This is a genomic window from Moraxella sp. K1664, assembly GCF_039693965.1.
Taxonomy (GTDB): Bacteria; Pseudomonadota; Gammaproteobacteria; order Pseudomonadales; family Moraxellaceae; genus Moraxella.
In genome coordinates this window covers 2,477,460-2,503,277 of sequence record NZ_CP155576.1, presented here as the reverse complement: position 1 = coordinate 2,503,277, position 25,818 = coordinate 2,477,460, and the positions used below count along the sequence as shown (strand labels likewise).

The window sequence follows — 25,818 nt, the reverse complement described above, 5'->3', positions numbered from 1 at the left end:
ATGTGATGTTAGATGCCATAAGCTTTGCCTTGATGATTGTCTCTCCAAACCTAGCCTTGATGGGGCTGGGTTTTTATCTACAAAAAATGGGCAAAATCAACACTCATTTTATTGACACAGCGTCCAACATTGTCTTTAATTTTGCTCTGCCATGTCTGCTGTTTTTTAGTGTGATAAAAAATAATGTGGATTATGATGAGCAGTTGGCACTCATCATGGCAGGGGTTGTTACAACTTTTGTGCTGTTTTTTGGGGCAGAAGCGTATGCCAAAATATTCATCAAGCAGGCGCGTGATAAGGGCGTATTTGTGCAGGGAGTGTTTCGCTCTAACATGGCGATTATCTCGCTGTCAGTGGCAACCAATGCTTATGGGGTGGCAGGAACAAGCGTGGGGGCGGTGTATGTGGGGGTCATCACCATTTTATGTAATGTTTTGGCGGTCATCACTTTATCACGCACGAGCAGTATTAAAGGATTGTCGGTTCAAAGTTGGGACATTCTCATCAAGATTGTTAAAAATCCACTCATCATTGCATTGGTGTCTGCCTTTATTTATAAAGCACTTGGTTTGCCCTTACCACCTGCACCGATTGCTAAAACAGGTGAGCTGATGGCAAACATTGCCCTACCGCTTGCCTTGATATGTGCAGGGGCGACGCTGGATGTGAAATCCATGCTGGGACTGTCTGGTGTGTCCATGCAGGCAAGCATTGGGCGTATTGTCATTGCACCACTTTTGGCGGTGGGTGTGGGTGTGGCATTTGCCTTAGAACCTTTACAATTTGGTGTGTTATTTTTAATGGTATCAGGCCCAGCAGCTGCCGCAAGCTATGTGATGGCAAAGGCGATGGGCGGTAATGATGTACTGGCAGCAAATATTTTGGGGTTTACGGCAGTCTTTGGGATGATTGGCATGGCGGTGGGCATGGCGTGGCTTAGAGGTTTGGGATGGGTTTAGACTCTTTTTTCTATCAATGTTGCCACATCTGCCTTGGTGTGCTGACTGTCCCATGCGATGAGTGTGTGTAGGCGGCGTTTATAAATCTCGGACAAGACGATATTTTTGGCATTTTCGCCTTGTTTTTTTAGTACATTTTGGAGGCGTTGGCACAGAAGTTCGTTAAACAGCAGTGCCATTTGTTCCAAATAATGATGTTGGTTCAGATAGAAAAACTCACGCCACAGCCTGCTAAGATGGTGTTGTAGCTCCACATTGGGCAGGCTTGCCATGATAAGATGAGCCTTGCCGTCGATGGCGGGTGCCGATTTGTCATGTAGATCAAACTGAGCGATAGCCCCTGTGTCCGCCATGCCCAAAATCATGTCAATGGTGCGAACCAACTCCGCCAAATCAGTATCAATGTCTTGCCAGTCGGGCAGAGCAGGCACGGACAGCCCTTGGCGTTCTAAGTGAGCCAGATACGGCTTATGGGCATCCGCCACGCCAGAGCTGGTCAGTAGGGCGGTTAGGGGGTTGTCTTTGATGATGTGGGGGGCGTAGAGCAGGCACAGATACAGCTGAGTGCTACTATCCGTCTCTTGGTGGTAGTTGGCGGTGTCCCGAGCGGTTTGTTTGTTGTTTTTACCACTGAGTCTCGCCCAGAAGTCGTTATTGAGCCACCATCTAAAACTTGACCCTTTGGGCAGTTTGGCGGTCAGTTCTTTTAGTTCAGCGACCACTCGGGCTTTATTTTCGGGTAGGGATAAATCATAACGGTTTTGTAGCACGCCATGGATATAATCCGCCATGCTTTGGGCGTGCGTGATTTGGGTGTGCATGGCATCTGCCCCATGAGCCTTGATGTAGGTGTCGGGGTCATGACCATCGGGCAGGGTGAGAAATTTTAAGGTCTTACCATCAGGCAACACAGGCATGGCAACTTCTAGGGTTCGCCATGCCGCCCGTTGTCCTGCGGTGTCGCCATCAAAGCACAGTGTTAGGGTGTCGTTATATTTTAACAGTCCGGCAATTTGCTTGTCATTGGCTGCCGTTCCCATCGGAGCGACCGCCCCATAAATCCCTGCTTGGTGCAGGGCGATGACGTCCATGTAGCCTTCTACCATGAGATAGCTTGTTGCTTTGGTTTGGCGGGCTTCGTACAGCCCATATAGGATGTGCTGTTTGCTAAATACGGGCGACTCTGATGAGTTGATGTATTTGGGCATCTCATCGCCCAGCGACCGCCCCGCAAAACCGACCACTCGCCCTTGTCTGTCCTTGATGGGGAAAATCACACGGTCTCGTAGCAGGTCAAAATCCCGCCCCTTTTGTGATGTTCTGACCAGTCCTAGAATACGCAAGCCTTCGATGTCATGGGGAAAAGCCTGCTCCAAATGTTGCCAACCGCTCGGAGCATAGCCCAAACCAAACGTGGCTATCGTCTCATCGCTTAACCCCCGTGAAACAAAATACGCCTTTGCCGTGGGGTTTTGATGGAGCATGTTTTGATAAAACTGGGCAATGGCGGACAGCAGGGTGTATAAATCCCCTTCGCCATTTTGGGGAGTGTGATATGGCGGATTGGTGCTATTAAAAGGGGTGTTATCCGCTTGATAAGGGGGGTTGTTATGGTTGTCGTTATAACCGCCATTAAAACCACTGTCAAAGTCAGTGTTAAAGTTGGTGTTAAAATCATTATCATAACCGTCATTAAAATTATCGGCAAAATCAGGATAATTATCATTGACTGATGGAGCGGTATTATCATGATGAATGGATGGGTTGGTTGGTTGGGTATTTGAGTTGTCTGTATTGCCTTGGTTTGTCTTTTGGGGTGTTTGGCTGTTGGGGTTTGGGGTTTTGTTTTTGGTGTAGCGGATTTTTTGGGCGAATTTGTCGTCTTTGGGCAGTTCTATGCCTGTTTGTTCGGACAGATAATCAACCGCTTCTTTGAAAGTCATGCGTTCAAATTCACGCAAAAAGGTGATGGGGTTGCCTTTGACGCCACAGCCGAAACAGTAGTATAGGTTGGTTTGGGGATTGACATAAAATGACGGGGTTTTTTCGCCATGAAATGGACAGCACCCCTTAAACTCACGCCCAGCAGGTTTTAGGGTGGTGTGTTTTTTGATGATGGCGACCAAGTCAGCAGATGAGTTTAGTCGTTCGAGCGTGGTGTCAGGGATTCTCATGTGTGTATCAAATAAAGAGATGGGGATTTTCCAATTTCAATTTTCCAATTTCAATTTTCCAATTTCAATTTTCCAATTTCAATTTTCCAATTTCAATTTTCCAATTTCAATTTTCCAATTTCAATTTTCCAATTTCAATTTTCCAATTTCAATTTTCCAATTTCAATTTTCCAATTTCAATTTTCCAATTTCAATTTTCCAATTTCAATTTTCCAATTTCAATTTTCCAATTTCAATTTTCCAATTTCAATTTTCCAATTTCAATTTTCCAATTTCAATTTTCCAATTTCAATTTTCCAATTTCAATTTTCCAATTTCAATTTTCCAATTTCAATTTTCCAATTTCAATTTTCCAATTTCAATTTTCCAATTTCAATTTTCCAATTTCAATTTTCCAATTTCAATTTTCCAATTTCAATTTTCCAATTTCAATTTTCCAATTTCAATTTTCCAATTTCAATTTTCCAATTTCAATTTTCCAATTTCAATTTTCCAATTTCAATTTTCCAATTTCAATTTTCCAATTTCAATTTTCCAATTTCAATTTTCCAATTTCAATTTTCCAATTTCAATTTTCCAATTTCAATTTTCCAATTTCAATTTTCCAATTTCAATTTTCCAATTTCAATTTTCCAATTTCAATTTTCCAATTTCAATTTTCCAATTTCAATTTTCCAATTTCAATTTTCCAATTTCAATTTTCCAATTTCAATTTTCCAATTTCAATTTTCCAATTTCAATTTTCCAATTTCAATTTTCCAATTTCAATTTTCCAATTTCAATTTTCCAATTTCAATTTTCCAATTTCAATTTTCCAATTTCAATTTTCCAATTTCAATTTTCCAAGCGGTAAATAATTATCATTATTATAACCAACCTGCTTTTCTAAATTTATAATATAAAAAGAAGCACACCGTCAAGACCGTGCCGATGACCATAAAATAGCCGTATTTCCAATGAAGCTCGGGCATGAAATCAAAGTTCATGCCGTACACCCCCGCCACGGCAGTCGGCACGGCGGCGATACCTGCCCAAGCGGCGAGTTTTCGCACCACGTCGTTCTGTCCCATGGTGACCATTGCCATGTAGGTGTCCATGGCGACTGAGAGCATCTCGTTAAGACCGTTCACCGCATCAATGGAGCGGAGCAGGTGGTCGTTCACGTCCCGAAAATAGGGCTTGGCGGCGGCAGGAAAGGCGGAGACCAGCTCGTTTTTTTTGTGGTTGATAAAAAAGTTACACACGTCTTGGACGGGTAGAATCACCGCACGCATGTGTACCAGTTGCGATTTTAGTTCGTACAGGCTTTTTAGGGTGGATTTGCTAAACTCATACGAGAAAATGTTACGTTCTTGCTCACGCAAATAGTTGCCCAAACGGTCGGTAATCGGCAGGTAGTTATCGACAATAAAGTCCAAAATGGCGTGCAGGACAAAAATCGGGCCTAGGCGAAGTTTCTCGGGTCGTCTGTGGCAATGCTCACGCACGGGGGTGTAGGAGTTGGACGCCCCACGCCGTACGCTGATGATGAAGTTTTTGCCCATAAAAATGGCGGTCGTGCCATAGCGGATGTAGTTGTCTTCGAGCTTGGCAGTACGCACGACCACGAAAATGGTGTCGTTGCCATAGCTTTCGACTTTGGGGCGTTGGTGGTCGGCAAAGGCATCTTCTAGGGCAAGTTCGTGCAAATCAAAGGCGTCTTGGACTTCCTTGACCGTCTCAAAACTGGGGTCGTGTAGCCCAAGCCAGATGAACTGGCTGTTGTTGGTTAGTTGGCGACTGACTTCATCGATGGCGAGTGTGGCAACAGGCTCGCCCGTCTTACGAGAGTAGGCGTAGCAGACGACAGTTTCGTTGTCGCCTGAGTTCTCTTCTAGGTCTTCAAAACGGTCAGCATCGGGGTCATAGACCGTCATGGTCTCGATGGTGTCTTCATCGGTGGCGTCAGCGTCGCCGTAGATGTAACTGTCTTCTTCGTCGTGGAGATTTAGGTCGTCATCAGGCTCGCTGGGCAAATCGGCAGGTTCAAACAGCTCTTCTTGTAGGGGTGTGGTGGGTGTTTTTGTTGTAGGCGTGGTGTGTGGCATGCCGTCCCCTAAAAATCAAAATAAATAAGCAAATGCGATATTATAGCAAGATTTGCCTTGTTGTGGCAAAAATTGTTGGTCGGCATAAACAAAATTTCATGGTTTTTTGTGGCTAATGGGGGGCTAAAAGTGGTAAAATAAGCCAAATTTTAACCTTGATATGACAACATGAAAATCTACCTAGCACGAAACAACGTCCAAGCAGGACCTTATAGCTTAGATGAACTAAACCGCATGCTCCTATCGGGCGAAGTTGCCTTGACTGACCTGATGTGGCACACGGGCATGAGCGAGTGGCAGACGGTCGGGCAGATGACAGGCGGGGTCTATACTTATCAGCCGTCTGTGCAAACCCCGCCCAGCCCAACGCCCCCCACTGCCAAGCCCGAACAGCGGGGCTTTGGCGATAATGTTGATTTTGTCAAAGACAAGCCTGAGCAAAAGCGGGTGTCGGTTGCCGAACTCTATGGGCGTAAACCCATACAAGACCCTAACGCCAGTCAGAATGACGAGCCAAAACGGACTGAGCCAAATACCCGTACGAAAGAGCGTGTGGCAAGCGTGCCAAAAGATGACGGTACGATAGAGTATGCCAGTATTTTGGCTCGCTTTTCGGCATTTGCCATTAATGTGGCACTGTATATCTTGGCACTGTTGCCACTCATTATGGCGTTCATGCAGGTGGTGGATGTCAATGAGATAGCACGCCATGCCCAAGATTATCAAGCCTTGCAAGCATATAGTCAAAGTTTGGTGGATAAAGTGTCAAAGACCACGGTCATGATAAGCAATCTTATGTTTTTGGCGTTGCTTGGCATTCAGCTTTTGCTTATTATCATGCGTGGGCAATCATTTGGCAAACTGGTTATGGGCATTCGTGTCGTGGACGAAAAAACAGGCAAATTACCCAGTTTTGGCACGCTTGTGTTTATGCGGACGTTGTTTTTGATTGTGGTTTATGCGATTGGGGCGAGTATCATGTCGGGACTACCTGCGATGGGAATGCTTGCGGTAAATTATGGTATGGCAAAAGCCAATGAGAAAAAACAAGGCTGGCATGATAAAATGACTAAGACATTAACGGTAAAAGCCAAACCTTCGCAATTGGATAAAACCAAAAAATAAATGAAATTATTTGATAAATATTTTTATAAATAGGTAGGGTGCGTATCACGCACCATTTAAATCATTAATATAGCAATCATGAATACCAATCTCACCCAAGACCAATTAACCGCTTTAAACAAAGTGCAATTACCCAATGATTGGAAATTTGCCTTAGCGGATATATTATTATCGCCCGTTATGGATAATTTGCGTGCTTTTTTGCAAAATGAATATGCCCAAGGCAAAACCATTTATCCGCCCAAGCCCTTGATTTTTAACGCCTTAAATACCACGCCCTTATCAGCCGTCAAAGTTGTGATACTTGGGCAAGACCCCTATCATGGGGCAGGGCAAGCCATGGGGCTGTCGTTTAGCGTACCAAAAATCATTCCCAAGCCGCCAAGCCTTGCCAATATTTTAAAGGAATTAGCGACCGATTTGGGCATTCCCGTCTCGGCTCATGGCGATTTGACCCATTGGGCAAATCAAGGCGTGCTACTGCTTAACGCCACATTGACAGTAGAAAATGGGCAAGCAGGTTCGCACCAAGGCAAAGGCTGGGAAGAATTTACGGATGCTATTATTGATGTCATCAACCGCCAAACCGACCGCACGGTTTTTATCCTGTGGGGCAGTTATGCCAAGAAAAAGGGGCGGTTTATTGACACGTCTCGCCACTTGATTTTGACCGCCAATCACCCGTCCCCCTTATCGGCGAACCGTGGCGGATTTTTTGGTTCTCGTCCGTTTTCGCAAACCAATGATTATCTAGTGAGACACGGCAAAGGGGCGATTGATTGGGCGTTGCCACAGTAATTATTGAATTTGGTATCAGTGGTCAGACTCGAACCGACACATCTAGGCTGTTGAAAACTGTGGGAAATTCTAAAAACGATTCGTACGGAAAATTTGTTTAATGCGTTTAAAGTGCCATCAAAATTTTTATCAAAATAACAAAGCTAAACCAATAAATTTTAGCTTATTAAAATTTTGGTCGCCTGTCGATGTCGCCATGATGAACCATGCCTTAAGCCTTGCCAGACGTGGGGCGGAGTGTGGCGAGATACCTGTGGGGGCGGTGGTGGTGCATGACGGGCAGATTTTGGGCGAAGGCTTTAATTGCCCGATTAGCACGCACGACCCCACGCACCATGCCGAGATTGTCGCCTTGCGTCAGGCGTGCCAAAGCGTGCAAAATTACCGCTTGCCCATTGGCAGTACGCTGTATGTTACGTTAGAGCCGTGTACCATGTGTTTTGGCTCGCTCATTCATGCTCGTGTCAGCCGTGTGGTGTTTGGGGCGTATGAGCCAAAGGCAGGGGTGGTGGTAAGCCAACTAACCCTTGCCAAAGAGCCTTTTTATAATCACATCATCAATATTCAAGGCGGACTGTTGGCAAATGAAAGTTCAATGATGTTAAGCCAATTTTTTAAACAAAGACGAGCCGATAAGAAAAAGGCGAAAATTGAAAATCGGTTAAATGGCGAGAATTGATTTTTGTATTTTTAATTCTGTTTTTATGGCATTTTAATTTAATGTTATTATAAAAAATTGATATTGTAGGGGTAAATCACATTCGCCCAAAATATGATTTTCAATGATTAAATTTTTATGATATTTTAAAATTATTATTTGACCAAAATTTATTTATAATTGTGTTTTTTGTAGGGGCGAATTGCAATTCGCCCTATGATAAAATGCAATTATCACCTAATTCCAATGTATTTTATAAAAAGAGAACCCCATGACAACCCCAAAAATCATCACCATTGACGGCCCTTCGGGTGCAGGTAAAGGCACGGTGGCATATCGCCTTGCCGAGCATTTTGGTTTTGAGCTATTAGACAGCGGTGCGTTGTATCGCATTGTTGGACTAATGGCATTTAAAAACGGCTTGCTTGAAAATGCGGAAATTGACGAGCAAAAAGTTGCTAAACTAACCCAGTCTTTAAACCTATCTTTTCGCCCCAACACCGCCACAAAAACGGTGGAAATCCTAGTGGATAATACCCCCCTAACGGACGACATTCGCAACGAAATCGTGGGCGGATATGCGTCCCGTGTCGCTGTATTACCAAGCGTGCGAACAGCTTTATTTGACCTACAAAAAAACATGGCAAAAGACAGAGCAGGACTGGTGGCGGACGGGCGAGACATGGGGACGGTGATTTTCCCTGATGCCCCTGTCAAGGTATTTTTGACCGCAAGTGCCAAGGCTCGTGCCGACAGACGGGTGCTACAACTACAAACGGCGGGCAAAGTGGCGGATTATGAAGCGATTTTGGCGGACATTATCGAGCGAGATGAGCGAGACGAAAACCGTGCCGTTGCCCCCAGTCGCCCTGCCGTGGATGCCCTTGTGATTGACAGTTCGGACAAATCGGCAGATGATGTATTTGATGAGATTTTGGCGTTTGCACAGGGCAAATTATAAATCATCAAAAAAGGTGTGCATTTATCCAAAAACTTTGCTATAATATTGCCGTTTTATTTTTTATTTGCCTATCATTTGCCAAAACCAGTATCGCAAACGACTGGCAATCATCTGAACCGTACTGACTGGACAGGCTACGGCTATTTTTAAGGTATACATAATGGTATCATTTGCTGAACTGTTTGAACAAAGCAATGCAAACGAAGTAAAAGTTGAAATTGGTGCAGTTATCCAAGGTCAGGTTGTTGCGATTGACAACGACTGGATTACCGTGGACACAGGTCTGAAATCAGAAGGCATCATCGAGCGTGGCGAGTTTCTAAACGAAGCAGGCGAGCTTGAAGTTGCTGTTGGCGACACTGTGGACGTGGTTATCGAAAAAGTTGATAACGGCATGGGTCAAACAGTGCTTTCTCGTGAAAAAGCAAAACGTGAAGAAAGCTGGCGTGCACTTGAACAACTTCATGAGAATGACGAAATTGTTACTGGTCTTATCTCATCTAAGGTTAAAGGTGGCTTTACGGTTGAGATTGGTTCTGTGCGTGCGTTCCTACCAGGTTCTTTGGTTGATGTACGTCCTATCCGTGAGACCACTCACCTAGAAGGCAAAGAGCTAGAATTTAAAGTCATCAAGATTGACAAAGTTCGTAACAACATCGTGGTATCTCGCCGTGCCGTTATGGAAGCTGAAAATAGTGCTGAGCGTGATGAACTGCTTGCCAAACTAGAAGAAGGCATGGAAGTTCAAGGTATCGTTAAGAACCTAACTGATTATGGTGCGTTTGTTGATTTGGGCGGTATCGACGGTCTACTACACATCACTGACATGGCGTGGAAGCGTATCAAGCACCCATCAGAAGCGGTAGAAGTGGGTCAAGAGCTTAAAGTTAAAGTATTGAAGTTCGACCGTGAGCGTAACCGCGTTAGCCTAGGTCTAAAACAGCTTGGTTCTGACCCATGGGGCGAAGTTGAGCAAACTTACCCAGTTGGCACCATCACCAAAGCTCGCGTAACTAACCTAACTGATTATGGCTGTTTTGCTGAGATTGCCGAAGGTATTGAAGGTTTGGTACACGTTTCTGAAATGGATCACACCAACAAAAACATTCACCCATCAAAAGTTGTCCAAGTGGGCGATGAAGTGAATGTGATGGTTCTTGAAATCGATGGCGAGCGTCGTCGTATCAGCCTAGGTATCAAGCAAACCATGCCAAACCCATGGGAAGAGTTTGATAAGAAATACTCAAAAGGCGATAAAATCACTGGCACCATCAAATCAATCACTGACTTCGGTCTGTTCATTGGTCTAGAAGGTGGTATTGATGGTTTGGTTCACTTGTCTGACATCTCTTGGAATGAGTCTGGCGAAGAAGCCATCCGTAGCTACACCAAAGGCGACACCGTAGAAGCCCAAGTGCTACAAGTGGATGCCGAAGGTAACCGTATCAGCCTAGGCATTAAACAACTTAACTCTGACACATTTAACGAATACCTATCTGCCAATGAGCGTGGTGCCATCGTTAAAGGTACAGTTAAAGAAGTAGATGCCAAAGGTGCAGTTATCGCCCTAGCGGATGACGTAGAAGGCTACCTAGCCGCTGCCGACATCGCTCGTGAGCGTACCGAAGACGCATCAAAAGTACTAAACGTGGGCGACGAAGTAGAAGCCAAAATCGTTCGTGCTGACCGTAAAGCTCGCAACATCACTTTGTCCATCAAAGCCAAAGACGAAGCCGATGAGCGTCAAGCACTAAAAGAGCTGTCAAATGCAGCCACTGAAAATCAGCCAAAAACTTTGGGCGACATCTTTGCCGACCAACTAAAAGGCTAATCGCTGATTTATCAAAGACCTTGAAGTAATTCAAGGTCTTTTTTTGGATTAAATATTTGAAAATTAACAAAAAATTGATTTTATTTTTGGTAAAATTGCGGTATGATTACACTTTAACTTGAACCTTGCTCATTGGTAATTTTGTTGTGAATTTGAGTAAGGTGTGGTTCAAAAGGTGAAAAAATGCAAGAAATCAAGCAAGAGAACAAGTCTAGCCATAACAGCGAAGATGTGATGAAAAAGTCAGATTTGATTGCAAATGTGGCATCTAAATGTGATAATTTAGAAGAGATGGCAGTTGATGAAGCGGTGCGTGAGATTTTGGATATGATGACGTATAGCATAGCCAAAGACGAGCGAGTAGAAGTTCGTGGTTTTGGTAGTTTTTGTTTGCATCATCGTGATGCCCGCAGAGCTCGCAACCCCAGAACGGGCGAATATGTGGATGTAGAAGCCAAAGCCGTGCCACACTTTAAACCCGGTAAAGCACTGCGTGAGCTCGTAGATATCCATAACAGATAAGGTGGCTTATGTCTTTATTTATCATTGTTTTGTTGGTGCTGTTTTTTGGGTATGCCATCGCCTTGGTGCTTGCCAATAACAGCGAAATTGCGGTCAATCTGCTGTTCTCGCAGGTGCCAACCACCAATTTAGGGTTATTGCTTGTCCTAACCATTGCTTTGGGGGTGTTCATCGGTATCTTGTTGTCGGTGCTGTTATTTAGGGTGCTACAAAACAAATTAGAAATCCGCCGTTTGTACAAAGAAAAAGCAGAGCTACAAGCTAAACTGAACGAAGCCAATGTCGTGATTGAGCATTCTCGCCAGTCGCATATCTTAGCAGACGAAACTAAAGTTACCGTCCCTGAGCAGACCGTCACAACCATAGAATCCGACACTCGCCCCCTGTCTGATACTCGTTCTTTATAATCATTACTTTTAAGACGAATAACCATGCAAATAAATACACGCCCCCCAATTACATCCCCCATCATCGTTGCGGTGGACAAGCATGATTTACCATCGGCTTTGGCACTTGCGGACAGCTTAGACCCGAGTTTATGTCGTTTAAAGGTGGGCAAAGAGCTGTTTACTGCCTGTGGCAGAGATGTGGTGGATGCGTTTCATGAGCGTGGATTTCAAGTTTTTTTGGATTTAAAGTTCCATGATATTCCTAACACCACAGCTCAGGCGGTCTTGGCGGCTGCCGACATGGGTGTGTGGATGGTGAATGTGCATGCATCTATCGGCTCTGATGCGATGGCACTGTGTAAGACTCGCCTAAATGACGGTGGTTATGATACCCTGCTCATCACAGTGACGGTGCTAACATCCATGACGCAAGACGTACTCGGTGAGCTTGGGGTGCAAGGCACGCTAGATGAGCATGTCATGCGACTGGCGGGTCTGACTCATCGTGCAGGGCTTGATGGGGTGGTCTGCTCCGCCAAAGAAGCATCGCTTTTAAAATCTACGTTCGGGCAGGCGTTTAAACTCATTACCCCTGGTATTCGCCTGCCTGACGATGGCAAGGACGACCAAAAACGCATTTGTGCGCCCAAAGAAGCCTTGGACAATGGTTCGGATTATTTGGTGATTGGGCGTTCCATTACTCAAGCTGATGAGCCAAGACAGAAATTGGCTAAGATTTTACAGATGATTTAAGGCTGTTTATCAATACTTTGGTGTTGTTAATTATATCTAATGAACTTGATATTTGCCACGGGTTTTTTAGGGCTGAGCAAACCCTTTGATGGTGTTGTTTTTATAAGGCGTGCACAGCACGCCCCTACAATCCACATATCATTGCGTTTGTGGTAATTTTAAAGTTTTTAGGTGTAAAACACATCATTTCAATATTTTGTATTTGATGATTAAGCTTATTTATTTTAACTTTATCAATTTAACTTTGCCAATAAAAAACACCGCTCATGGCGGTGTTTTTGTGTGTACTAGGCAAGATTAAAAACGCTTTTTAAACTTACCGCCCATTGCATTACTGGCATTTTGTAGTTCGTTCATTTTTTGGCGAACTTGCTCTTCACTCATGCCCAGATTGATGGTGCTGGGGTCTACGCCCATGTCATGAATGTCACTGGTCATTTTGGCAAACTCTTGTTGTTTGTTGCCACCAAACAAAGGACCGCCACCACTGCCAGACATGCCACGAGTCAGCCCCTGCACGGCTTTCATCATTTTCTCGATACCATCGGGGCGACTAATCATTTTCATCATTTTTGCCATCTGCTTGTGCTGTTTTAGCAGGGCATTGACGTCTTGGATTTGTTTGCCCGAACCTGCGGCGATACGACGTTTACGGCTTGGGGTGATTTTGTCGGGGTTTTGGCGTTCAAAGGGCGTCATGGAATGAATGAGTGCTTCCATTTCTTTGACTTTCTCTTCGGGTTTGGCTTGGGCGAGTGCGTCTTGGATGTTTGCTCCGCTCATGCCCGGCATTTTGTCCAAAAATCCTGCCATGCCCCCCATGTTTTTCATCTGTTGGAACTGGGTCAATAAGTCTTCTAAGTCAAACTCACCGCCTTTTTGGATTTTTTTCGCCATGCGTTCGGCTTTGTCACGGTCGATTTTGTTTTCAACTTCTTCGACCAATGACAACACGTCCCCCATGCCAAGAATACGCTGGGCGATACGCTCGGGGTGGAACAGCTCCAAGGCTTCTAGTTTTTCACCACGACCCAAAAATTTAATGGGCTTGCCAGTAATCACACGCACGGACAGAGCGGCACCACCACGAGCGTCACCATCTGTCTTGGTCAAAATCACGCCTGTTAGTGGCAGGGCGTCATTAAAGGCTTTGGCGGTATTGGCAGCGTCTTGACCAGTCATTGAGTCTACGACAAACAAAGTCTCGGTAGGATTGACAGCAGCGGTCAACTCTTTGATTTCGGTCATCATCGCTTCATCGATGGCAAGGCGACCTGCGGTGTCGATGATGAGAATGTCAGCAAACTGGATTTTGGCTTGTTCGATGGCACGATGAGCGATGTCAATCGGATTCTCGTTTACGCTCGATGGTACGAACATCGCCCCCACTTGCCCTGCGACAAATTCAAGCTGATTAATCGCGGCAGGGCGATACACGTCTGCCGACACGAGCATGACTTTTTTCTTTTGTTTGTCTTGTAGGAACTTGGCAAGTTTACCTGCGGTGGTGGTCTTACCTACCCCTTGCAAGCCTGCCAACAGATAGACCACAGGCGGTTTGCCTGTCATCTCTAAGCCTTGGTTTGCCGAACCCATCATCTCGGTCAGCTCGTCATAGACGATTTTGACAAAGGCTTGACCAGGGGCGAGTTCTTTTAGCACTTCTTGCCCAAGGGCTTGTTCTTTGACTTTGGCGACAAAATCACGAGCCACAGGCAGTGCCACGTCCGCTTCTAGGAGTGCCATACGCACTTCACGCAAGGTGTCTTTGATGTTGTCTTCGGTTAGGGTGCTTTGACCTGCCAGTTTATGAAGTGTGCCAGAGAGTCGTTCGGTTAAGGTGTCAAACATGATGAGTTCCAAAAAATTAATAGAAAAATTTGGGTTATTTTATGCTAAATTTAAAAATTATGCTATTATTATTGCATATTTTATACCAATTTTTATGATAAAGGGGTGGTTGTGTTCGTTTTATACCTGATTGGCGTGATGATTTATGCAGGGGTGGGGCTTCATCTGTATCACGCTTTGGTTAAAAATAAGCCAATTTTTAAGACCGCCACGTTATCCGCCCTAACCATCGCCATCATCTTGCATGGCGTGATACTCGCCCCACAAATCATCACGCTCTACGGGCTTAATTTTAACATTTTTAACGTCCTTAGTCTAACAGGGCTGTTTTGCCTTATCTTTTTTGTGCTGTTTAGTCTGTATCGCCCCATTCTGAGCCTAGGCGTGCTTGCCGTGCCGACCGCCATTATTGGCATGAGTTTTGGTGAGTTTGGGCAAGCCCCATATCAGCCGATTACTGACATGAACATGGGACTACAAACGCACATCCTGCTGTCGTTTGGGGCGTACTGCGTGCTACTGATGGCGTGCGTGCAAGCGGTGATTTTGCGACTACAAATCCGTGAATTAAAGCACCAGACGATACACCGCTTTTGGGTTGCCAAATTGCCGTCTTTGCAGAGCATGGAGAGCCTGCTGTTTGATATGATACTCATGGGCTTTGTGATTTTAAGTGTTGCCATTGGGCTTGGGCTGGCGACCACTTATGACATCATGGCTCAGCATGTGGCACATAAGCTTGTGTTTAGTGTGCTGTCGTGGCTCGTGTTCGGGGTGTTTATTGCGGGGCATTACCGTTTTGGCTGGCGGGGTAAAAAAGCGTCCAATTTTGCCATTTATGGCTTTATCCTGCTTGCCATCGGGTTTGTGGGGTCAAAGGTGGTGTTGGAGCTGATTTTAAAATAAATTGGGTTATATAGGGTAATTATTTGCACAAAAATCAATCTTTTATCACAGAGTAAATTACAATTTGTCCCTGCAAGCCTATTTAAAGATATAACTAGGGTTTACCTGCCCTTAATAACACCATTTATAATTCAAAAGGCTTTGTAAACAAATCAACCGTTTTTGCATGAAAAATGGCTATCTAACCACTTAACTTAAAAAAGCTAAATGCAAATCTTAAAACTTATATGATTAAGTGGTCGGATTGTTTTTCATAATAAAAACTTGCTTGATAGAATGATTGTCAAACTTCATCTCTTCCTTGAAAAATGTGCAATACCCCTGTTTTTAAATAAATATTATACCAAAAAGGACAAATCATGATAAAAAAATCACTCTGTATCATCATTGGCTTATGTATGGCAATGTTCGCCCATGCTCACTGCATTTATGAAAAGCCCTTGGACGAACCCATAACCGATTTTCGCTGTGTTGGCAATCTGATAGAACGCAATCACGATTATGAATATTATAGCGTCGTAGATAAGCAGGGTAATGTTTTATTTGCCAAGGTGGATTTATTATATGAATATGGCAGAGGGATTGACATGGTCGTGAATGGTAAAACAGGATTAATTGATGAAGACGGTCGCATAAAACTGCCTTTTAAGTATGAACATATCGGTATCTTTGAAAAAGATGACAATCTTATCTTAGCCAAATCAAATGGTAAATTTGGCTATATCAATCGACAAGGCGAAACGGTCATTGATTTTATCTATGATGATGCTTGGAGGTTTTCAGAAGGTTTGGCTTGGGTTGTACAAAAAAGAGCGGATGGCAAAGGTCGTGATTATTATTTTATTGATGAAAAAGGCAATAAGGTATTTGATGTGCCAAAAGACATCTCATCAATGGGGATGAGTTTTAATGATGGGCTTTTTATGGTTAAAAAGAATGGCAAGTTTGGCTATATCAATAAAGAAGGAGAGTTTGCCATTGATTATCAGTATTATGATTTTGTTGAGGGTTTTGAACATGGGCTAAATATTGTCACTAAAAATGATAAAGAAGGTGCGATTGACCGCATGGGTAATGTCGTCATTCCCATAAAATACGATAATATCGAATATGTGGATGAGCATTATTTAATATTAACCTTGGATGATGATTCTTTTATTGCAAATTTTAATGGCGATATTTTAAAAAAGGACATGAGATTGCACCTTCCAAGCAACCTTTATGATAATAACAACCGTCCTATATACATCGCAACTTTCTTTATGATAATAACAACCGTCCTATATACATCGCAACTTTGTTAAATGAAGAAGGTTATCCAACGGCATTGGTTAATCACGAATTAAAAGAAATCGTCCCTTTTCATCGCTTTGATGACATATTTGTATTAAACGATAAATATTTTACAGTAAAAAATAAGCGTTTAAATCAAGATGAAACCATGCCAGCAGATGATGATAGATATGGTATTATTGACAATCAAGGCAAGCTGATATTTGAGCTTGATTATCAAATTGATAAAACTTTTCATGGTGGGGTTATGACGGAGGATTATTATATTTTAAAAAATAAACATCATGCAGGCGTGGTTGATAAAAACATGAATTTGCTATTGCCTTTTGATTTTGATGATATTTATTCGCCTGACATGTCATTTTTTATTGTCAAAAAAGATGATAAAGTGGCATTGTATCAATATGACAAAGCCATGACGGGATTTGATTATCAAAAGATTGAATTTATCACGCCAACCCTATGGGCAGTTCAAAAAAATGATAAATGGGCGTTAATCAATGAACAAAATAAGCCTTTGACCAAATTCATATATGATGACATGGATGAGTTAAAATATGGCATGATACCTGTTTTAAGACAAGGTAAATGGGGCTTGCTTGATGAGCATTACCAAGAAATCATTGCTCCTGTACATGAAGGTTTATGGATTTTGGATAATGGGGCGATTGGCGTGAGCAAATCAAGCGATGGTGATAATAAGTATGGCTTGGTGGATAAAAAAGGCGTGGCATTGACTCAGATGGAGTTTGATGACTTGTCAAGTTTTGGGGCGACAACAATAAGGGTGGCAAAGCAAATCGGTGATAAGCAGTACTATGGACTGCTTGATATCACGGGTAAGGAGATTTTCCCTGTCAAATATGACTTCATCACGCAGTCATATGGGGCGACCGAAGAGATGTATCTTGGTGATGAGACCATTACCATAAATAAGGCAGGCAAGATATTGGCAAATAGATAAGACGGGTAATGGCTAAGCAATTATTGGGTAATGACTGGGCAATGACTTCATCAAAGCCCATTTTGGCTAAGCACGCTCTCGCCTGCTCGCCTGATGTCGTCCACGCTGAGATTTCGCTTACCGCTCAAATCTTGTCGCCATTTTCTCGCCCCTGTCAAGCCTTGAAATAGCCCTAGATAATGCCGTGTCAAGGTTGCCAAATTCGCCCCTTGCTCGGCTCGTTTTTCAAGATAAGGGTAGAGATTTTCTAGGATTTCACGGTGCGTTGGGATAGGCTCGCCCCAAAACTCATTGCACGCCCCCATCAGCATGGGATTATGATAAAACGCTCGTCCTATCATCACGCCGTCCACATGGGTTAGGTGGGTTTTGATGCCATCAAGATTGTCCACACCGCCATTGATTTCTATAAAAAGATGGGGAAATTCTGTTTTTAGGCGGTAAATATCATCGTAGCGTAGGGGCGGGATTTCTCGGTTTTCTTTGGGAGATAAGCCGTTGAGCCATGCGATACGAGCATGGGCAATAAAGTGCGTACACCCAGCATCCGCCACAGTCCCCACAAAATCACGCATAAACTCATAGCTATCAAACGTGTCAATACCAATGCGGTGCTTGACGGTAACGGGCTTGTCGGTCTCGCCTTTCATCGCACGCACCATACCCGCCACGATGTTTGGCTCTGCCATAAGGCACGCCCCGATTTTGTTATGCTGAACACGGTCGGACGGACAACCAACATTGATATTAAATTCATCATAGCCCATCTTGTCAGCAATCTGTACGCAGTGTGCCATCTCTGTCGGATTTGACCCACCAAGCTGTAACACCACAGGGTGTTCGCTGTCATCATATCGCAAAATATACTCAGTGTCGCCCTTTAAAATGGCACTCGTGCTTATCATCTCGGTGTACAGATGTATATGACGGTTAAAGAGCCGTGCAAAATAGCGAAAATCGGCTGTCGTCCAGTCAATCATAGGGGCAAGGCTGATACGTTTATTTTCTTTAAAATCAATCATTTGGTAAAATCTTGTGGTTGTATTAGGCAGATGGTTCACGGCTGTTTTATTCGCTCATGATTTTAGGGCATGGGTTTGAATAACCAATGCAACGCCAAATCATCTCGCTTGGGCTTGCCATTATTGCCGTCATCAGGAAAAGGCATGCTCTCGCCCGTGAGCTGATAACCACGCCGTTCGTAGTAGGCGAGCAGTTCGGGGCGGTGCGATAGGATGGACATGGCACAGCCGTCTAGGGCGTGGCGTGTGGCATGTCGCCCTGCGAAGGTCTCGACCGCTGTCAGTAGGGTGTTGCCCACGCCTTTGCCTTGGAGTTCGGGCGAGACGGCAAAGGTGCCGATGTAGGCGACATTTTTGTCGTGCATGGTGGTAAACTGCACTCCGATACATGCTAAGATTTGCTTGTTGCCATCAATCTCTGGCTCAAACACAAAGACATACGACCCATCGGCAGTGATGGTCTTTTCTATCTCGGCTAAGGTGGTGCGAATACCACCGATGAGCTGACTTTCGTTTGTCCAGCCTTCATCGTTGCGGTAACAGCGGTCTAGGAGTGCGACCAGAGCTTGAGCGTCGCTAATGTCAGCTTGGCGTAGGCGGATGTCATCGGGGCGGATGGTTGGGGCGGATGTGGTCATGATGTGTCCTTGATTTGTGGTGGGTGTTGCCGATAGGGCAGGCGTGGCGTTAGCGTGATTTTTCCATGTTGTCCAGATGGGTTAGTAGGGTGTCACTTAGCTTGTCCGACAGCTCGGAGCGGACGGCTTTTTTGTCATCATAACGCCCGTCCAGACTGCTATAATGCGGATAGGCACGAGCTTTTTTAAGTGGTGCGGCGAGCTTGCCTGCTTGCCACACCAACGTGTCATGATGATGAGTGCTAATGATGTCAAGGCTGGCATGTCCTAAGTGGCGTAGGGTGTAGTGTAGGTTTTGGCTTTGGATGGCGAGCAGGGCAAGTGTCTCATCGTTGATGGTCAGGGTCTTAACGCCCATGGCTTTATCCTTGATGGTACCGCTGTTAGGTAGCAGTCCACCAAGCACGCCCCCAATGGCAGTACCTAGCCCCAGACTTGCCCCAAGGGTCGCCACATCAATGCCTGCCCCGACTATCATGCCTGCCATGCTACCACTGGCGGTGCGAATGCCATAACGGGCAAGCAGTTCACTGTCGAAAATATCCTGCTCGGCACCTGTGACGGCAAATTCGCCATGCTCGGTCTGCACATGATAAAATTTATACAAATCCAACAGCTTTTGTTGCATGATATCAAAGGCTTGACGGGTGGCGTGTTGCATGGTGGTGAGTGTGGGTGCGGGGTCGTCATCTTCCCCGATTTTTTTGTGAAAACTTGCCACATTAACCAGAAAATCAGCAATCACCAAACTGCCTGTCTCCGCCATGTCCTGCCACAACTCGGTGCGTTCGTGCTTTAAGGTAGCAAAGACAGGATGATGGGTGAGCGTGCCTAGGTTGTCCCATAACGCCATCTCGCTGGCAAAGTCAAAAGCGATGGTATCAAAAGGCTGATAAGCATGCAACGCCCGTCGTGATAAAGTCTCACGCCAGTCATCGAAGTTCGCTCGCTCATCTTTGATGAAGTTAAACACAGGCAGTACAGGCACGCCCGAGCTTGCCAAAATCGCCAGTTCGTCCTTGTATTTGGACAGCACAGGCTCACGCACGTCCACGACATAAATGGCGACATCGGCAGAGAGTAGGGCGTTGATGACTTTGGCTTCTTGACTATAATCATCGCCCAGTTTGGGGTCACTGCTTGCGACCGCCCTTAAAAAGGCTTGCAAACGTTCCACACCATCGGCTCGCCCATCGGTGTGTTCATGCAAAAAATCCATCACACCCGAGCCGTCTTCTAGTCCGGGGGTGTCATGCAGGGCAATCAAAGGCTTGCCATCGTTGGCGTAGAGCGTGACGGCTTCGACATGGCGGGTGGTGGCGGACGCATTTTTGACTTCGCCAAATTCGCCATCTCGGAGCAAGGTTCGCATGAGTGATGTTTTGCCGACATTGGTGTGTCCGATGACGATGAGTTTGATGGGCGTGGCAGGTTGGTGTGACATAATGAACGGTCGTGATAAATTGGCTTTATTATAAAATAAATGGAAAAAGAATGATAGAGATGATGAGTTTTTGATAAAAATTAGTTGTCAGCTTGTGGTAAATCATCAAAAACGTGAGAATGGCTTTTTAAATGATGAAAAGCTGATTTGAAATCAGTTTGGGGAATGTGACTTTTCTTTTGTTTTTACCATTTCTAATATCATTTTAAGAGATTTGATGTATGCTTGTGCATGTATTTGTTATCTTATAACAGATATCCATGAGCGTGCCTACCATCATATCATCGCACTTGGTGGGCAAGCATGGTTGATTTTAATAGGCTTCCTACAAAACTGATGAGCAACAATCCGATTATCCGTATTGAAAGCTTTTGTGAGAAATATGAATTTAATAAAATTAGGGTTTTTCAGAAAGTTTAATGCTACAATTGTATTTTATTTTTGATAGAAATGTAGCTTGATATTCATTGATTTAAATAAAATAAAGTGAAATTTTAAAAATATCAAAAAATATTGGCATAAAACTTGCTATAATACAACTCATCCATCATTAGTTTTAGGTATTTTTATGAAAACGTTACTTGTCAAAACCCCCACCCAAACATCAGCCATCGCCATATCTCAGAGTCGGACTGTTAAAATGTTGGTCGATGCCGATGCACAGTATCAACTGATAGACAAACAAAATCGTCCCATCCAAAAACCAAAGACTAAGCGAGTAGGAGATGATTTGTGGGTGTTTGACGAAGTAGGTGAGGCGGTTGAGCTTGTACTTGAAAAATATTACAATGTACACCCTGTGGCGTATCCTGCAAACGATTTAGAGTATTTGGCTGACATGAGTAACCCTTTTAGCCCTACTGATATCAAACTTGCCGTGCCAACCGTAAGTGAGATGGCAGATGTGGTAAGTACACCTTGGTATGCAACTGCTGGAACTAAACTGGCGATGATTGGTGGGGCGGCAGCTTTGGTGGTGGGCATCGCCAAGTCAGATGATGGGCATTTACCAAATGCTGACCTTGCACCTATCTCTCCTAAACCTTTAACAACAGCAGTCACCATTCATGATGTGGGTACAATTACCCAAAAAATCTTGGATGAAGATATTGTTTTATCTGGTACATTTGAGGTTTCAAATCCGAACGCTGCCGTCCAAATTGCCTTGACAATCAATGGCGTGGCTCATCAAGCAACCATTCAAGGCACGACCTGGGCATTAGCATTGGATGGGCAAACGTTGGCATATGCCCAAGGCACGCACACCATCACCGTTGCCATCACTGCCACCACGACAGACCAAACAACTACCGCTACCGCCCAAACAGCTTATCTTGTAGATACGCATGTGGATAAACCTGCCATTAGCTTTGACCTAATTGCCCAAGATGATATCATCAACTTAGCAGAAAGCCAAGACCCAACTACGCTTATTATGGGGTCAGTTCAGAATGTGAACGATGGCGAGATTCTGACATTGACGATTGGTAAAGCGGTTGCAACCACTAAAATTGTTGATGGTAAATTTAGTGCATTTGTTGATACTGTTGCCCTTATTAATCACAAAACAATCCGTGCAACCATCACCTCCCATGATGAGCATGATAATACCGCCACTGCCACATTTTCTAAGAATGTGAGCGTGCAAACTAAGATTGCCACGCCAACCATTGCCCTTGACGATATTGCAGGGGATAATATTATAAATAAGTCAGAAAGCAAGCAGGATACCATCACCATTAGTGGGAAGGTAACGGACGTGCCTGTAGGGCAAAATGTGCTTGTGGCGTGTTCTTGTAGTACCTGTGCTAGTACAGATTGGAAAGAGATTTATGCCAAAGTTCAAGCAAATGGCGAGTTCTCGGTAAATTTTCCGACCATCGATTTGGTAAGAGCGGGCAATAACACCATCAAAACTACCGTAACTGTTGTGGATAATGCTAAAAATACCGCCACTGCCAGTACCGAAAAGACATACAGTGTGGATATGGATGCACCCACTCCTACGATACAGATTGATAACATTACCGATGATAATATTATCAATCAAAACGATATTACCCAAAATAGCGCCGTGTTGTCGGTTGTAGTGAATGATTTGGGGGCAGATGAGATGGTTATCTCTGTTGTCTTGATGGTGAATGGTATACCCTATACCGCCATAAAGACAGGCAATTTAAATACCTATACTGCCAATGTCTCCATGGCAGATTTGGTTAAGGAAACACAGGTTATCGCTCAGGTTACTGTCCAAGATAGGGCGGGTAATGTGGCAACTGTGAGCCATCAAAAGAGTTATGATGTCAACCTAACTACTCCACAGGTTGCCATTAAACTTGATCCGATTGCCAATGATGGTATCATTGACGAAACAGAACGTACAGGCGACAGTAATGGTAATATCATCATTACAGGTCGTGCAGTGGGCGACTACAATGGTCAAGATGATGTGGTGATAAGTATTGGTAATAGCACCTACCCTACCAAACTAAATGCCCAAGGCATATTTTTGGTTGCCGTACCTGCTGACATTTTAGCCAAAGACAGCACCAAGTCTTTGACCGCTACCCTTAATATTAAAAATCGTGTGGGTAATACCGCCACCGTAAGCGATACCGTTAGCTATACGGTACAATCCAAGGAGCTAGCAATTACCCTTGATCCCATCACCACCGACAACCTCATCAATGAAAGCGAAGTTGCAGGTGAGGTTGTTATTACAGGTAAAGTTACAGGGGTGGATAGACTGCCTGGTCAGCCTGTTACTCTAAGCATTGGTGGGCAAAAATTTGAGACAACCACCAATGCCGATGGTGTATTTAAATTGCCCATACTGGCAAGTGTGCTAAAAGATGTGCCAACTTACACTATTTGGGCCACTACCACAGGACAAAACAACGCCAAAGCAAGAGCTGATTTGACATACAAGGTAAGTGCCAATGTCGCTGCCAAAATTGACATTACCAATATTGATGACGATTTTGGGCTAAATGTTGCCCAAGAAGAGTCAATTGTTAGAATTGGCGGACAATTTGAATTTACAGGACACTTTGGCATGGGCATGAATCACTTGGCGGTACGTCATGTGAGCGTCAAAATTGGTGATAAAACTTATTATTCTGGACTAAAAGAAGGTAGGTTTTACTTTGATGTGCCTTTTGATGAATTGCAACATCTAAATGGACAGGTGTTGGATTATGAATTTGTCTATGACCCCAGATTCTATCAATTAACTGATTTTGACATGGGGCGGTTTATGGTGGGTGAACAAATCACCACGACAATTACCAAACAATTTACCAAACCATCTGATGTTGTCAAAAGCGTGAATATTGATAGTCCTTATTTGAGCAAAAATGCAGATGGTGATTATCGTGTAGCGATATCTGGCGAGCCGATGTCTATGATTAGTGGCGTGGTGTCAGGCAATATTAAGCCCAATGATGTGGTAAGTATTGATGTGGCAGGAGTTAAGTATACAGCCGTTGTAGGAATGGACAAAGGCTTTAAGACGATGGTAAAAACCTCAGATTTGGACAAAGATGATGATAATCTTGTCGTTGCAAGTTTGACCACACAAGACCTAGCAGGTAATGCCATTACGGTGCAAGATACCGAACGCTTTATTAATACCAAGCGTGCCCTAAAAAATTTTACCATAAAAAAACCACCAATCACAGAACCTGCCAGTACTGACCACACCGACCCAAATTTTGAGATGCCTTATTTTGTTCGTTATCTAAGCACTAATGGCATGAATTCAAAGGCATTTGGTATTGATGTGGGTGGTTATGATAATAGCGAAAAACCTGTAATTAAATACCATTTTGCCACACCAGAGGATTTTGAAAAATTAAAAAGCAAAAATGGCGGAGTGCAGGGCGAAAACTTCGCCAAAGTAAATACACTAAAAGCATACAATGAGCACATGAAAGCCATTGTCCGTAAGGCGTATGGTGAGTATGCCAAATACGCCAATGTTGAATTTATGGAAGTGGATGATGCTTTTGAAGCCAATACCAATCTGTTTTCGGCTGATTTAGCAGGCAATTATGCCAACAGTTCAGCATTTGCCTATCACAGTGGCAATATTTGGTGGTCAAATCGTTATACTGATGTCCAAAGTGAACACAACCCCTTTAATTATTATATTGCCTTGCATGAGATTGGACATACGCTTAATATGAGACACACTCATGATAACTTTAAGGGCGACTATCTGCCAGAGGATGGTTTGGAATTTTCGGTGATGTCTTATAATGTCTCTATGAACCATAATATGCACATAAATTTGGGTGGTCTTAGAATGTATGATTTGGCACACATTCACCGCCAATTTGGGGTTAATAGAAATGCACGCTCAGGTGATGATGTCTATACCTTTAAAAATTATAACACCGTACTAAGTGATGGTGACCGTTATATTTGGGATGGTGATGGTGTGGACACCTTTGATGCATCCAAAGAAACCCAAGGCGTGAATGTTAATCTTACTCCTGGTTCGTGGATTTATGTGGGCGATAAATTGCATCGCAATTTTGCCATTGCTGGCAAAAAAAGCTTTACCATAGCAGATTATTTTGGGCTTGGGGCAAACGATACGATTGTCTATGGCCTCAAAAAGACCGACAAGACCAAAGAATTTAACAACTACACCCAAGGTCAGGCTTTTATTGGCTATGGCACACAGATTGAGAATTTGATTGGCTCGGAATATGCCGACACATTGACAGGCAACGATGCGGACAATCACATCTTTGGCGGAGCAGGGGGCGATACCATTCGTGGCGGGCTTGGCAATGATGTGCTAGATGGCGGGCTTGGCAATGATACGCTCATCGGCGGGGTCGGGGACGACACTTACATCATCGACAGCACAGGCGATAGCATTACCGAGCTTGCAGGCGAAGGGGTGGACAGCGTGTTTAGTCATGTTGATTTTGACCTAAATGGGCAGGAGCTTGAAAACCTGACTTTGATTGGTATTACCGCCAAAACCGCCACAGGCAACGAGCTTGACAACGTACTGACCGCCAACAACATGGGCAATACCCTAATTGGCAAGGCAGGGAACGATACCTTAATTGGCGGTTTGGGGGCGGACATTTTGACAGGGGGCGATGGCGATGATATTTTTGTGTTTAGTACCCTGCTAAATGGCACGATGGATACCATTACCGACTTTGAGACGGGCGACAAAATCAAACTTGACAAAGCGGTCTTTGATGTGGACGCAAGCACCCTAACCGAGCGTATCACTTACAACAAAGACACCAAAGTCCTATCCTATGACGCCGATGGCGAAGGTGGTGCAGATGCCATTGATTTTGCCAAGGTGGAAGGGGTGTTTGAAGTTAAGCTTGATAACTTTATTTTATAAGGTTTGATGGGCGGTTTTTTATAAGGGCAAAGAAGATGAACCGACCCCCAAATCTTAGACATA

General features: G+C 44.2%; 19 protein-coding genes. 13 read left to right on the top strand and 6 right to left on the bottom strand.

Features of this window, described 5'->3' with window-relative positions; genetic code table 11:
• Positions 1–5: 5 nt before the first annotated feature.
• On the top strand, positions 6–959 hold the full coding sequence (locus AAHK14_RS12095) for an AEC family transporter (protein WP_065256308.1): 954 nt from the start codon (positions 6–8) through the stop codon (positions 957–959).
• Here the strand turns inward: AAHK14_RS12095 and AAHK14_RS12090 are convergent.
• On the bottom strand, positions 956–3,133 hold the full coding sequence (locus AAHK14_RS12090) for a CHC2 zinc finger domain-containing protein (RefSeq protein WP_194092586.1): 2,178 nt from the start codon (positions 3,131–3,133) through the stop codon (positions 956–958). The genes AAHK14_RS12095 and AAHK14_RS12090 overlap by 4 nt on opposite strands.
• Positions 3,134–3,999: 866 nt before the next feature.
• Positions 4,000–5,220, bottom strand: coding sequence for a magnesium/cobalt transporter CorA (gene corA, locus AAHK14_RS12085; RefSeq protein WP_083108262.1), 1,221 nt, complete (start codon positions 5,218–5,220; stop codon positions 4,000–4,002).
• Between the two features lie 168 nt (positions 5,221–5,388).
• Here corA and AAHK14_RS12080 point away from each other — a divergent pair, with 168 nt between their 5' ends.
• The 8 genes from AAHK14_RS12080 to pyrF all read left to right on the top strand — a co-directional run bounded on the left by AAHK14_RS12080 (position 5,389) and on the right by pyrF (position 12,257).
• Positions 5,389–6,345, top strand: a complete 957-nt coding sequence (locus tag AAHK14_RS12080) for an RDD family protein (protein ID WP_065256306.1) — start codon at positions 5,389–5,391, stop codon at positions 6,343–6,345.
• A gap of 78 nt (positions 6,346–6,423) precedes the next feature.
• Complete coding sequence (gene ung / locus AAHK14_RS12075) at positions 6,424–7,143, top strand: uracil-DNA glycosylase (protein WP_065256305.1); 720 nt, start codon at positions 6,424–6,426, stop codon at positions 7,141–7,143.
• Between the two features lie 199 nt (positions 7,144–7,342).
• Positions 7,343–7,822, top strand: a complete 480-nt coding sequence (tadA, locus tag AAHK14_RS12070; protein ID WP_065256321.1) for a tRNA adenosine(34) deaminase TadA — start codon at positions 7,343–7,345, stop codon at positions 7,820–7,822.
• A gap of 250 nt (positions 7,823–8,072) precedes the next feature.
• The gene (gene cmk / locus AAHK14_RS12065) at positions 8,073–8,762 is read left to right on the top strand and encodes a (d)CMP kinase (RefSeq protein WP_065256304.1); all 690 of its coding nucleotides are present in this window, start codon (positions 8,073–8,075) and stop codon (positions 8,760–8,762) included.
• A 157-nt stretch (positions 8,763–8,919) separates the two neighbouring features.
• A complete protein-coding gene (rpsA, locus tag AAHK14_RS12060) occupies positions 8,920–10,593 on the top strand; it encodes a 30S ribosomal protein S1 (protein WP_156065151.1) in 1,674 nt (557 codons plus the stop codon).
• Between the two features lie 183 nt (positions 10,594–10,776).
• A complete protein-coding gene (locus tag AAHK14_RS12055; RefSeq protein ID WP_167346510.1) occupies positions 10,777–11,115 on the top strand; it encodes an integration host factor subunit beta in 339 nt (112 codons plus the stop codon).
• Between the two features lie 8 nt (positions 11,116–11,123).
• A complete protein-coding gene (locus tag AAHK14_RS12050; RefSeq protein WP_065256302.1) occupies positions 11,124–11,522 on the top strand; it encodes a LapA family protein in 399 nt (132 codons plus the stop codon).
• 24 nt (positions 11,523–11,546) lie between these two features.
• Positions 11,547–12,257, top strand: coding sequence for an orotidine-5'-phosphate decarboxylase (gene pyrF, locus AAHK14_RS12045; protein WP_065256301.1), 711 nt, complete (start codon positions 11,547–11,549; stop codon positions 12,255–12,257).
• A 297-nt stretch (positions 12,258–12,554) separates the two neighbouring features.
• Here the strand turns inward: pyrF and ffh are convergent, their stop codons facing one another.
• Entirely contained in the window at positions 12,555–14,108 is a 1,554-nt protein-coding gene (gene ffh / locus AAHK14_RS12040; protein WP_065256300.1) for a signal recognition particle protein, read from the bottom strand.
• A 111-nt stretch (positions 14,109–14,219) separates the two neighbouring features.
• On the opposite strand from ffh, the gene ccsA reads away from it, so the two are divergent.
• From ccsA to AAHK14_RS12025, 3 genes are all read left to right on the top strand, one after another.
• Entirely contained in the window at positions 14,220–15,014 is a 795-nt protein-coding gene (ccsA, locus tag AAHK14_RS12035; RefSeq protein ID WP_194092707.1) for a cytochrome c biogenesis protein CcsA, read from the top strand.
• A 359-nt stretch (positions 15,015–15,373) separates the two neighbouring features.
• Positions 15,374–16,318: a WG repeat-containing protein gene (locus AAHK14_RS12030; protein WP_194092708.1), complete on the top strand. Its 945-nt coding sequence runs from the start codon at positions 15,374–15,376 to the stop codon at positions 16,316–16,318.
• Complete coding sequence (locus AAHK14_RS12025; protein WP_194092709.1) at positions 16,312–17,271, top strand: WG repeat-containing protein; 960 nt, start codon at positions 16,312–16,314, stop codon at positions 17,269–17,271. Before AAHK14_RS12030 ends, AAHK14_RS12025 begins: the two co-directional genes overlap by 7 nt.
• A 50-nt stretch (positions 17,272–17,321) precedes the next feature.
• On the opposite strand, the gene dusA is transcribed toward AAHK14_RS12025, so the two are convergent.
• From dusA to AAHK14_RS12010, 3 genes are all read right to left on the bottom strand, one after another.
• Positions 17,322–18,293, bottom strand: a complete 972-nt coding sequence (gene dusA, locus AAHK14_RS12020; protein ID WP_065256297.1) for a tRNA dihydrouridine(20/20a) synthase DusA — start codon at positions 18,291–18,293, stop codon at positions 17,322–17,324.
• Between the two features lie 62 nt (positions 18,294–18,355).
• Positions 18,356–18,931 carry an N-acetyltransferase gene (locus tag AAHK14_RS12015; RefSeq protein WP_065256296.1) on the bottom strand — a complete coding sequence of 192 codons (576 nt, stop codon included), beginning with the start codon at positions 18,929–18,931 and terminating at the stop codon, positions 18,356–18,358.
• A 49-nt stretch (positions 18,932–18,980) separates the two neighbouring features.
• Positions 18,981–20,375 carry a DUF3482 domain-containing protein gene (locus tag AAHK14_RS12010; protein ID WP_065256295.1) on the bottom strand — a complete coding sequence of 465 codons (1,395 nt, stop codon included), beginning with the start codon at positions 20,373–20,375 and terminating at the stop codon, positions 18,981–18,983.
• A 568-nt stretch (positions 20,376–20,943) separates the two neighbouring features.
• Between AAHK14_RS12010 and AAHK14_RS12005 the strand changes: the two genes are divergently transcribed.
• The gene (locus AAHK14_RS12005; RefSeq protein WP_065256294.1) at positions 20,944–25,755 is read left to right on the top strand and encodes an Ig-like domain-containing protein; all 4,812 of its coding nucleotides are present in this window, start codon (positions 20,944–20,946) and stop codon (positions 25,753–25,755) included.
• Positions 25,756–25,818: the final 63 nt, after the last annotated feature.

What these genes read in the sequence shown, in the direction of transcription:
- AAHK14_RS12095 (WP_065256308.1), top strand. Translation starts at nt 6, where the DNA reads ATGTTAGATGCCATAAGCTTTGCCTTGATGATTGTCTCTCCAAACCTA.
- AAHK14_RS12090 (WP_194092586.1), bottom strand. Translation starts at nt 3,133, where the DNA reads ATGAGAATCCCTGACACCACGCTCGAACGACTAAACTCATCTGCTGAC.
- corA (WP_083108262.1), bottom strand. Translation starts at nt 5,220, where the DNA reads ATGCCACACACCACGCCTACAACAAAAACACCCACCACACCCCTACAA.
- AAHK14_RS12080 (WP_065256306.1), top strand. Translation starts at nt 5,389, where the DNA reads ATGAAAATCTACCTAGCACGAAACAACGTCCAAGCAGGACCTTATAGC.
- ung (WP_065256305.1), top strand. Translation starts at nt 6,424, where the DNA reads ATGAATACCAATCTCACCCAAGACCAATTAACCGCTTTAAACAAAGTG.
- tadA (WP_065256321.1), top strand. Translation starts at nt 7,343, where the DNA reads ATGAACCATGCCTTAAGCCTTGCCAGACGTGGGGCGGAGTGTGGCGAG.
- cmk (WP_065256304.1), top strand. Translation starts at nt 8,073, where the DNA reads ATGACAACCCCAAAAATCATCACCATTGACGGCCCTTCGGGTGCAGGT.
- AAHK14_RS12055 (WP_167346510.1), top strand. Translation starts at nt 10,777, where the DNA reads ATGCAAGAAATCAAGCAAGAGAACAAGTCTAGCCATAACAGCGAAGAT.
- AAHK14_RS12050 (WP_065256302.1), top strand. Translation starts at nt 11,124, where the DNA reads ATGTCTTTATTTATCATTGTTTTGTTGGTGCTGTTTTTTGGGTATGCC.
- pyrF (WP_065256301.1), top strand. Translation starts at nt 11,547, where the DNA reads ATGCAAATAAATACACGCCCCCCAATTACATCCCCCATCATCGTTGCG.
- ffh (WP_065256300.1), bottom strand. Translation starts at nt 14,108, where the DNA reads ATGTTTGACACCTTAACCGAACGACTCTCTGGCACACTTCATAAACTG.
- AAHK14_RS12030 (WP_194092708.1), top strand. Translation starts at nt 15,374, where the DNA reads ATGATAAAAAAATCACTCTGTATCATCATTGGCTTATGTATGGCAATG.
- dusA (WP_065256297.1), bottom strand. Translation starts at nt 18,293, where the DNA reads ATGATTGATTTTAAAGAAAATAAACGTATCAGCCTTGCCCCTATGATT.
- AAHK14_RS12015 (WP_065256296.1), bottom strand. Translation starts at nt 18,931, where the DNA reads ATGACCACATCCGCCCCAACCATCCGCCCCGATGACATCCGCCTACGC.
- AAHK14_RS12010 (WP_065256295.1), bottom strand. Translation starts at nt 20,375, where the DNA reads ATGTCACACCAACCTGCCACGCCCATCAAACTCATCGTCATCGGACAC.
- AAHK14_RS12005 (WP_065256294.1), top strand. Translation starts at nt 20,944, where the DNA reads ATGAAAACGTTACTTGTCAAAACCCCCACCCAAACATCAGCCATCGCC.